Source organism: Mycolicibacterium sphagni (genome assembly GCF_002250655.1).
Classification (GTDB): Bacteria; Actinomycetota; Actinomycetes; order Mycobacteriales; family Mycobacteriaceae; genus Mycobacterium; species Mycobacterium sphagni.
Map to the genome: position 1 here is coordinate 1 of NZ_NOZR01000052.1, position 9,183 is coordinate 9,183.

Genomic DNA, 9,183 nt, shown 5'->3' on the forward strand with positions numbered 1-9,183 from the left:
AAACCGGGGGGTGGCCAGTGCAGAACGCGTCCGCTAGGCGCGTTATCCGGCACCGCATGGCAAACATTGAGACCGTGGCTGGCGCGGGTGCGTAATCGGGGCGGCAAAGGAGGGGTGGGTTGATGCGATCGGCGTTCTCTGGCCGTCCCGCGAACCAGTACTACACCCTGACGGCGTTGCTGGCTGCCCGTGGCGCACAGACGTACACCTCCCGGGTGATCGCGGGGTCTGTGTTCATCCTTGGTCTTATCACCTTGGGGACGGTCTTCAGTTCGGCAAGGTTCCAGTGGGGAATCGGCCGAGGGCTGCTGATGGCGGTGGCCGTCCTCTGTTTCGTCTCGACCTTCATCTGGCTGCGGCACCGTTGGCCGACCAGGACCGAGTCGGCATTGCTGGTCGCCATCGCGGCGGTGGCCATTCCGATCGGCACGATCATCCCGGCGGTACCCATGTACGGGGTGCTCGGCTCGTCGTCGTTCGCGTTGATCATCGGCTACACGGCTCTGTTTCACGGCCCGCGGCTGTTAGCGACGATCTTCACCGTCGCCGTCTGCACGCTGGTGTATCTGGGTTCCCGGATGATCAAGGTGGACGTTCCCCTTGCGCTGGCCAGCATCGCATTGATGTTGCTGCTGTTCGCGTTCGCCGCCTTCTCGTGCCGGCTGGTGGTCTGGCTGTCCGGCGCCGAGGACGGGGCCGATGCGGTCGAACCGTTGACGGGGCTGCTCAACCGTGACGCCTTTTATCTCCAGACCGCGACACTGCTGGCCTCTCGCAACCGCGACGATGACCGCTATCTGGTGATCGCGGTGGTCAACATCGACAGCTTCGCGGCGATGGTCAGTGTGGCCGGCAACCGCGGTGGCAATCGGGCGCGGATTTCGGCCGGACAGGCCCTGCGGGAAACCGTGCGGCGCGACGCGATCGTGGGCCACGTCGGCGAGGCCGAGTTCTTTGTCGCCGACTGTTTCACCACCCCGGATTCTTCGCCCCTCGTCGAGCGCATCCGCGGGGCGATCGCGGCGACTCCGTCCGGGATGACGGCCAGCATCGGGGTGGTCAGCACACCGCTGCGTCCCCTCGTGGAGCACCCGCCCAACGAGGTCCTCGATGAGGTCGTCGCGCTGGCCACCACGGCGATGTACGAGGCGCGCCGGGCCGGCGGCAACCAGGCCCGCTATGTGGTGCGCCCGAACCTGAGCATCACCGACGACGAGAGCGACGGGTACGACACCCCGCTGCTGTGATTGGTCAGCGCGTCGCGTGGTGGATATCGGCGGGTGCGGCAGGAGAATCCGGATCGATCTCCACGCCGTATGACGTGATCGACGCGATTTCGCCGCCGGTGAATTGGCAGATGTGGCAACTCGAGACGATGGTGACGCCGTCGGGCCGCTGGTATCGGCCCAGCACCTCGACGACGACGGTGTCGTCCTGTTCGACAGTCAGGCACCGGTCCCACGTCGCCACGGTTGCCGCGAGACCACCGGCGGTCTCGCGGCACGTCGCGGCCACCGCGTCGGCGCCCTCGAGCACCGAGTAGCCCACGATCGTCCACTGAACGTCACGGGCCAGGTGCGGCAGAGCGTCGGCGAACCGGTGCTGGGCGAAGGCGCGCGCGATCTCCGCGCGGCCGCCGACTTCCACCATGTCCCCTCCTGTCCAACACCCTGCTGTCGAGGCTAACGCGAAGTGCACGAAGGTGAACCACGTCGAGCCGATCCCGGCGGTAATGTCTGGGCGATGAGTTCCGGCCACAACCACAAGCCCGAGCGTGAACTGCCACCCGGTATGGCCGAGCAACTGGATCTGCCCTATTCGGGGCTGGTCTCGTTCGGGCAGCGCCCATTCCTGACCGAGCCTGAGCAGCTGGACAGCTGGAAGCCGGACGTGGCGATCGTCGGGGCGCCGTTCGACATCGCCACCACGAACCGCCCCGGCGCCCGGTTCGGTCCGCGGGCGATCCGGGCCACCGCGTACGAACCCGGGACCTATCACATGGATCTCGGGCTGGAGATCTTCGATTGGCTGGAGGTCGTCGACTTCGGCGACGCACACTGCCCGCACGGGTCCACCGAGGTGTCGCACGCCAACATCCGCGAGCGGGTGCACACCATCGCGTCCCGCGGCATCGTCCCGGTGGTCCTCGGCGGTGACCACTCGATCACCTGGCCGTCTGCCACCGCGGTCGCCGATGTGCACGGCTACGGCAATGTCGGGATCGTGCACTTCGATGCCCACGCCGACACCGCCGACATCATCGACGGCAACCTCGCCAGCCACGGCACCCCGATGCGTCGGTTGATCGAGTCCGGCGCAGTGCCGGGAACACATTTCGTCCAGGTCGGCTTGCGCGGCTATTGGCCCCCGCAGGACACCTTCGAATGGATGCAAGAACAGGGCATGACTTGGCACACGATGCAACAGATCTGGGATCTGGGCTTCAAAGAAGTCATGCGGCGGGCCGTCAGCGAAGCCCTCGCCAAGGCTGAAAAGCTCTATGTATCAGTCGATATCGACGTTCTCGACCCGGCCCACGCGCCGGGTACGGGCACCCCGGAGCCGGGCGGGATCACCAGCGCCGATCTGCTGCGCATGGTGCGGCAGCTGTGTTACGAGCACGACGTTGTCGGCGTCGACGTGGTCGAGGTCGCCCCGGCCTACGACCATGCCGAGCTGACCGTCAACGCCGCGCACCGCGTGGTGTTCGAGGCGCTCGCCGGGATGGCGGCACGCCGCCGCGACGCGGCGAACGTCAAACCGGGGCCGCCGTCCCCGCTGGCCACCTAGGCGTCTCAGTACTCGGACTCGGCGGCCAGGATCTCCGCCAGATATGCGTCGGATCCCGGCGCGGCCAGCCGCTGCCGCGCGAATCGCCGGGCTCGCTCCCGCGCTTCCGCGGGTTCGACGGTCGGCGCCCCGACCGTGACCGTGGTGCTCTCCCAGTCCTGGTCCCACGCCGCCGTGGCCGTCACCGGCTGGTTCGTCGTGTCGCGGAGTTCCATTGCCGCCCGGCCTGATTCGTTGAGAACGCCACTGGCGGTGAACCCGTTGCACCGCAACTCGACCGGGATGCCGGCCGGCGATCCGGGGCCCAGGGCCGCGACGTGCAGCACCGCGCTCACATGATCGCCGTCGGCCGCCACCGCCCAGCTGATCGTGTCCTCGGCGGCGTCGAACACCGAACCGGGAACCCCGGACCAGGCCACCGAGGCCGCACCCCGGGCGATCACCCCGGCCGGCAACGGTCCAGTGTCGGCGCCTGCGGCCAGTGCGTAGTCGTCTCGGTGCGCGGAGGTCGGTGACGCTGTCCGGTTCTCGACGGCCTCGGCCAGCTCGGCCCAGCCCGGGCCGTCGACGCCCACGTCCTGGGCCAACTCCACACATCTGTCTACCAAGTCCACCACCCGCGGATCGCCGAGGACCAGGTGCATGGTGAATGCCGGCGCGTGCGGGGCCAGCAGTGCGCCGATGTCGGCGTCGAGGGTGTCCTCTCCCACGAAATCCTCGGCTTCGGCTGTCAGCAGCGCGATCTCGGCGTCCAGCAGCGCGGTGTCCAGGCCTGCGATGCCGTCGCGGACGCTGGCCGGCCACCACCGCCGCAGCCAATGGCCCAGCGCCAGCCGTCGCAGATTGTCGAGCGCGCCAGGACGTACCTCAACGCCCGAAAGATCCACGCCCGCATCGTGATCCGGCGAAGGCAGCGCGGCGTCGGCCACCGCGCGGTGCCCGGGCTCGCCGAGCACCCGCCACAGCCAGTCAGTCCGGCCGGTATCGGTGAGGGTGATCTGTGCATTGTCTGATGCGGGCTCGTCGACCGTCCACGCCAGTACCGCGCCGTCGACCTCCAGCACTGCGGCCAGCGGCACATCGGCGATTGCTGGCCCCATCCGCCACAACCCGGAGTCGGCAACCAATCTCATTGGGCCACCTGGACTTCCAGCATCGACTTGATCCGTTGCCGGTGATCGAGGCTCACCGAACGGGCGACGCCCTCCAACAGTGTTCGCAGATCGTCGACATCATCGCAGGGCTCCTGCCAGACGTCGCGGCCGTGCAGCCGGGCCCACAGCCGGTTCAGATATGGCCGGGCGAAGGAGGACAGGTCGTCAATGACCTGGCGCTGTCGTGGATGAAGCGGCTCCGTCCCGGCCAGCACGCGCCGTGCGTGCAGCACGTAGGCCTCTTTGCGCAACCGGGCCTGGATCGTGGTCGCCAACTGATACCCGCTCGCCGCGCGCTCGTCGAGCGGAGTCAGCTGGCCGGCCACCTCGATGCCGGCAACGAGCGCAGCCTGTTTGTCTTCGCCGAGGAAACCCCAAGGCGCACAGGCGCGGTCGACCTCTTCGGCGCACAGCAGTGGGACATCGGGCAGTTCGTCACGATCCAGCGCGCGGCGCAGGGTCGCACGGACGCGGTCCACCACGCTGCGGTCCAGCGGCCGGTCCCGGTCGGACCCGCCGGACAACGGGGGCGCCAGCAGCGGCAACGTCGAGGTGAGGCCGAGGTCGAGGATCGACCACGGCAGCACCGTGGGTTCGGTGCGGGCCTGGGCACCCAGATTGTGCGGGGTCGCGTCGGCGATCAGCGCCGACCACACCCGCTGGCGGGCGACTGTGGCGCGATGCCCCTCGGCCGGGCCCAGCACCGTGCTCAGGCCGGCCAGAAACGGCCCGCTCATGCTGGTGTCGGCGCGCACATCGGCCCAGCTGCGGTGCAGTTGGGCCGAGAGTCGCGCCAGCACCTGCGGCGAAGCCAGATGCTGATTGAGCACTTCGACGGCGGTGCGGTCACGGTCGTCGTGCACCGCGCGCAACGCAGCCGTCGCCGTCTGCAGGCCACTGCCGCCCGGGGCTCCGTGAGTCACCGCCAGTTCGAAACAGACTGGGAAGTACAGGTCCTGCGCGTTGCCGGTGGTAATGCGCAGCCGTCGCCGTTCGAGTTTCATCAGCTCAAACCACGCCGCGGTCCAGCGCAGCCGTTCGGTGTGGCCCACGATCAGGTCGACGATCTGCCCCGCGACGTCGGCATCGACGAACGGGGCGGAATACGCCGGGTTGCTGCGCAGCCGCAGGACGAGCGGGTCGATGATTCGTTTCACCGTGCGCCGCAACGGCCCGCCGTCGTCACCGCTGAGAATTTCCACCCCGGCCCCGAGCGCCCGCCACGCACGGTCGATCACCGCCCGCCGCGGCTGCGACGTGCCGACGGCGGTGACCGTGTCCGAGCCGGCGCTCATCCGGACAGGATAAGGGCAGCGCGAAGTTGGGTTCGGTAGCCGGTGACGGTAGGCACTCTGCTGACCATGTCTGATGCACTGCTGGGCGCCATCGCCGTCGTCTCCCTCATCGCACTCGCCTCGGTCATCGTCGGCGCCGGCCTGGCGGGTCAGCCGCCGCGAAAGACACGCCAACGCCGGGCTCGCTGCCCGCGATCGATCGGCGTGGGCACCGTACAGGTGGTGGCCGACGCCGACGACCCGGTCATTGTCGTCGAGGTGGAAAGTGTTGCCGGCCAGCGCTTCACCGGACGACTGTGCCACGGCCACGGCGATCCGGTGGTGTCCGCTCTGCGCCCGGGGGTGATCGTGCTGGTGTCGTTCGATCCGGCCAGCCGCAACCAGCTCGCACTGGCCGACGACGCGATCGCCGTACGCGCGACCGTCGATCGCACGCTGCTGGGCAAGGGCGTGCTCACCCGCGACCAGCTGGATCTCATGCGGTTCGGCACCCGCTCGCGCGGTGTGGTGACCGGGATGCGGCCCACCGGCCGCGAGCGTGCCGACTACCGCGAGGTCGAACTGGACCTGATGGTCACCCGCCCCGGCGGCGGTCAGTTCCCCGCCCGCAATACCACCTTGGTGCCCGAGGTCGCGCTGACCAAGGTCTCCCCCGGCAGCATCGTCGACACCTACTACCTGCCAGACGACGAATCTGCCATCGCCGTGTGCCTTCCCCCGGTCTGAGGCTTTCACCGCGCGCCCCCGACCGTGAACGTGACCAGCGCAGCCCAGTACAGCGGGCTGGCCGTGTCATCACCGTCGCGCCAGCGGCGCATCTGCTCACGCTGCCAGCGATTCAGGCTCAACACCGCGTCGTCGGTCTCGTGCGCGTCGTCGACGGCGATGACGACCTGGGCCATCGGATCCTCGGTGCGCGCCGTGAATCGGCGGTATCCGGCGGTCGTGGGCAGCGACCACAGCGTTGCGGTCACCAGCTCGCTCCCGCAGAGGACCATCGCGGCGACCAGGCCGGTCGCCTCGTCGAACTGATAGTCGCCACCGGAGCCGCAGGCCAGCAGCGCCACCCGGGGTGGCGCCGGCAGCTGGGCGGACATCAGGTCGGCGGCCAGCAGCGGGCGATGGTCCCCGACCGGCTCGGCGGCGCCGTCCACCGCGGAGGTGCATGCCAGATGCAGCGCAGCGCGATCGGCATAGCCGTGCGCACGGTCGGCGGCGCTGGCGTGACCGACGAACAGCAGCCGGCTCGGGGCGCGCTCCAGGAGGGCCGCCAGCCAGCTCCGGTCGGCGTCGCTGCGACGGAACAGGTCCACCGCGGTGTCGACCTCAGGCAGCACCGGACGGTGTGCGCGCAGGTCGTCGAAGTGGCGTGACAGCGTGCTCTCGCTTGACGGCCGGCCCAGCACCGAACCCAGTGGGGAGTCCGGCCGCTGGCCCGGTACTCGCGGGTCCATTACGAGAAGCACTGGGGCGTAGCGCCGTTCGTGCCAACGTGCCGGCGTGCGCGGCGCGTGCACGATATTGGGGGGTACCGCCATCACCACGTCGGCCATCTCCATGAGCCGGAAACCCTCTGTGGCGCTGTCGATGTCGACGAGCTGCCACGGGATCCGCGCTGCGTTGGTCCCCTTGAACGTGATGGCCGACTTCCGTGCGGCGACCAGCTCCTCGGGGCTCGGGCCGGTCAGCGGGACCGCCAGCAGGCCCCATGGGATACGAGCCAGCCGTGCACTCGGTGAAATGAAGAGCACGGGCCTCGGGTCGGCGACACACTCCGAGAGCAGCTCCCAGGCCGGCGCGGATATCAGCAACACGCCGAGGATGTAGGCGAGGGTCAACTCGCCGAGAGTCGTCGCGAACGGTCCGCGGGTCAGGGCTCGGTCGAGCGCGTCGGTGAGGCTTTCATCGCCATCGGGGTCGGGCAACCCGCTCTGAAGTTCCTCAAGCGCGGCCAGCACGATCGGCTCGTGCACCACCCAGGTCACGGTGCGATCGGCCTGGCCGACGACGCGCAAGCTGGCGTACGTCGCCACCCCGACGTCGGCGAAGCGCAGTACCAGTGTCGTCATGGCCATGTCGACCAGGCCGGGCTACCGGACGTGACGGCCTGGCCGTAGCGGTTCTGCGCCAGCAGCCGGTAGTGCGCCAGGATAGGCGCGCCGCCGGGGTCCATCTGCAGCGGTGGAAGCGGCCCCAGTGTCGTCAGTGTCAGTGCGTCGACCGAGTATCCGCCGGCCGCCAATGCTTCCTCGTCCACAGTTTCCACGGGAACCGTCACGGTGGCCGGGGCGTCCCACCCGCCGGCCTCCCCGTGCGGCTCATTGGCAAAAGTGCCACGTGCGCAATGGTATTCGATCAGTTCACTGAGAAGTGCGTCGTTCTCCCACTCCCATGCCACCGAGAAGGCGCCGGCCAGCATGCGTGCCGAGACCTGGGAGGCCCATCGCCATCGTGCGTCGGCATCGGTCATGGCGTAGCGCACGGAGTCGACGGCCAGGGCTGCGGGAATCTTGAGTTCCGCGGCCTTCTCCAGCTTTTTGCACGCACTGCGGTGGCGTTCGCTTCCGCTCTCGAACCGGGTGACACCGGCCGAGGCCACCTCGCGTTCCTGGATCTGCTGCCAGCTGTCCGAAGGATCGCCGATGCCGTCGAAGTTCAGGTCGGCCAGAGCGTCGGCGCGCCAGATCGAGCCGAGGTGGTCGTCGAGCCGGGCGTACTGCAGCCAACTCGACCGCGGCCAGTTGTCCAGGAATTCACGCGCCTCGGCGACCCGTTCGACCGCTTCGGTGAATTGCCCCCGGAACACCGAGATCCAACTGCGCTGCAACAAGATCCGATGGATGTAGAGGGGGCGACCCAGCTCTCGCCATTGGGTTTCGGCGTGGCCCCAGGACTCGTCGGCCTCCTTCAGCCAGCCGATTCCCAAGCGGGTGAGCCCGAAGTACAACCAGCAACGGGCGACGTCGTGGGCGCGCAAGTGCTCGGCGATCACCGGGTACGCCGACAAGACCAATCGCTCGGTGGATACGTGATCACCCCGCATCCAAGTGGCCGCCGCGGTCTCGAGTTCGGCTCTCGCCCAGTACAATTCCCACCCCCGGCGCTGCGCCCTGGCGCCCGCCCGATGCAGCCACTGCTCCCCCTCGGCCAGCCGCCCGGTCTCGACGCAGAACCGGCCATACGCAAGACCGGCGGCGACCAGCAGCTGGTCGGCGTCGTCGGTGCCGCCGGTGAGTCCGTCGACGATGGGAATGATGTTCTGCCAGAGCGTCGCCGCCGGCACGTGTAGATCGTCGTCGCACAGCGCCGTCGCGCACAGCACGCCGGCCAAGGTCGACAGGTGGCGCTGTTCGGCCACCAGGTCGGCGAACCGGATTCCGGCGTCGTCGTCGCGCAGGCCGGCGAGTTCACGTGCGGCTTCCTCGTGGGCGCCTGCGGCCGCGGCGAGGCCGGTGCGCAGGAACCGGGCCCGCATGGCGTAGCGGGCGATCATGTGGTCGATCTCGAGGGTTGTGGTGGCGAGCTGGGAGTACTTTGCCAGGCAGTCCGTCGTGCGCTGCAGGGACTCCTGGGCACCGTCGTATGCCGTTCGGGTGAGATAGATTTCGCCGAGCTGAGCGAAGACCTCGAGCGCCAGATCGTCGCGATCGTCGCGCTCGATCTCCGGCATGAGCGACAGCAGAAGATCCTTGGCCGCCTCTTCCTTGGCGGCCAAGGCCAATTCGCGGGCCCGCTGCAGCTCGCCGAGAATGGACACGGCTGGATCATAGGTCGGCGGACCCCTGTGGCGACGGCGAGACGGCGGCCGAGCAAGGCACCTGCCCCCCCCCCCGCCCGGCCGCCCGCGCGGCTGGCCCCTCCCGCCCCCCCGCCCCTGGTCCCCCCCCCGCCCCATCCTCACGGGTTTTGGCGGCCCGCAACTCAAAGTAGTCCCGGACGTACTG

General features: G+C 69.0%; 8 protein-coding genes. 3 read left to right on the forward strand and 5 right to left on the reverse strand.

Annotated elements, in window-relative coordinates:
• Positions 1-122 precede the first annotated feature (122 nt).
• Positions 123-1,247, forward strand: a complete 1,125-nt coding sequence (locus CG716_RS29240) for a GGDEF domain-containing protein (RefSeq protein ID WP_094484644.1) — start codon at positions 123-125, stop codon at positions 1,245-1,247.
• A gap of 4 nt (positions 1,248-1,251) precedes the next feature.
• Here CG716_RS29240 and CG716_RS29245 read toward each other — a convergent pair whose 3' ends face one another.
• Complete coding sequence (locus CG716_RS29245) at positions 1,252-1,650, reverse strand: nuclear transport factor 2 family protein (RefSeq protein WP_094484645.1); 399 nt, start codon at positions 1,648-1,650, stop codon at positions 1,252-1,254.
• Positions 1,651-1,791: 141 nt separating this feature from the next.
• On the opposite strand from CG716_RS29245, the gene speB reads away from it, so the two are divergent.
• Entirely contained in the window at positions 1,792-2,790 is a 999-nt protein-coding gene (speB, locus tag CG716_RS29250) for an agmatinase (RefSeq protein ID WP_094484650.1), read from the forward strand.
• 5 nt (positions 2,791-2,795) lie between these two features.
• Here the strand turns inward: speB and CG716_RS29255 are convergent, their stop codons facing one another.
• The gene (locus CG716_RS29255) at positions 2,796-3,923 is read right to left on the reverse strand and encodes a hypothetical protein (protein ID WP_094484646.1); all 1,128 of its coding nucleotides are present in this window, start codon (positions 3,921-3,923) and stop codon (positions 2,796-2,798) included.
• On the reverse strand, positions 3,920-5,239 hold the full coding sequence (locus CG716_RS29260; protein ID WP_094484647.1) for a hypothetical protein: 1,320 nt from the start codon (positions 5,237-5,239) through the stop codon (positions 3,920-3,922). Before CG716_RS29260 ends, CG716_RS29255 begins: the two co-directional genes overlap by 4 nt.
• 66 nt (positions 5,240-5,305) lie before the next feature.
• Between CG716_RS29260 and CG716_RS30570 the strand changes: the two genes are divergently transcribed.
• Positions 5,306-5,965 carry a hypothetical protein gene (locus CG716_RS30570; protein ID WP_207760818.1) on the forward strand — a complete coding sequence of 220 codons (660 nt, stop codon included), beginning with the start codon at positions 5,306-5,308 and terminating at the stop codon, positions 5,963-5,965.
• Positions 5,966-5,970: 5 nt separating this feature from the next.
• Here the strand turns inward: CG716_RS30570 and CG716_RS29270 are convergent, their stop codons facing one another.
• Together CG716_RS29270 and CG716_RS29275 are read right to left on the reverse strand one after the other, a co-directional pair.
• A complete protein-coding gene (locus CG716_RS29270) occupies positions 5,971-7,314 on the reverse strand; it encodes a CHAT domain-containing protein (RefSeq protein ID WP_094484648.1) in 1,344 nt (447 codons plus the stop codon).
• Complete coding sequence (locus tag CG716_RS29275) at positions 7,305-8,996, reverse strand: hypothetical protein (RefSeq protein WP_094484649.1); 1,692 nt, start codon at positions 8,994-8,996, stop codon at positions 7,305-7,307. Before CG716_RS29275 ends, CG716_RS29270 begins: the two co-directional genes overlap by 10 nt.
• Positions 8,997-9,183 lie beyond the last annotated feature (187 nt).

Coding starts and splice junctions, on each gene's coding strand:
- CG716_RS29270 (WP_094484648.1), bottom strand. CDS start 7,314: ATGGCCATGACGACACTGGTACTGCGCTTCGCCGACGTCGGGGTGGCG.
- CG716_RS29245 (WP_094484645.1), bottom strand. CDS start 1,650: ATGGTGGAAGTCGGCGGCCGCGCGGAGATCGCGCGCGCCTTCGCCCAG.
- speB (WP_094484650.1), top strand. CDS start 1,792: ATGGCCGAGCAACTGGATCTGCCCTATTCGGGGCTGGTCTCGTTCGGG.
- CG716_RS30570 (WP_207760818.1), top strand. CDS start 5,306: ATGTCTGATGCACTGCTGGGCGCCATCGCCGTCGTCTCCCTCATCGCA.
- CG716_RS29255 (WP_094484646.1), bottom strand. CDS start 3,923: ATGAGATTGGTTGCCGACTCCGGGTTGTGGCGGATGGGGCCAGCAATC.
- CG716_RS29240 (WP_094484644.1), top strand. CDS start 123: ATGCGATCGGCGTTCTCTGGCCGTCCCGCGAACCAGTACTACACCCTG.
- CG716_RS29260 (WP_094484647.1), bottom strand. CDS start 5,239: ATGAGCGCCGGCTCGGACACGGTCACCGCCGTCGGCACGTCGCAGCCG.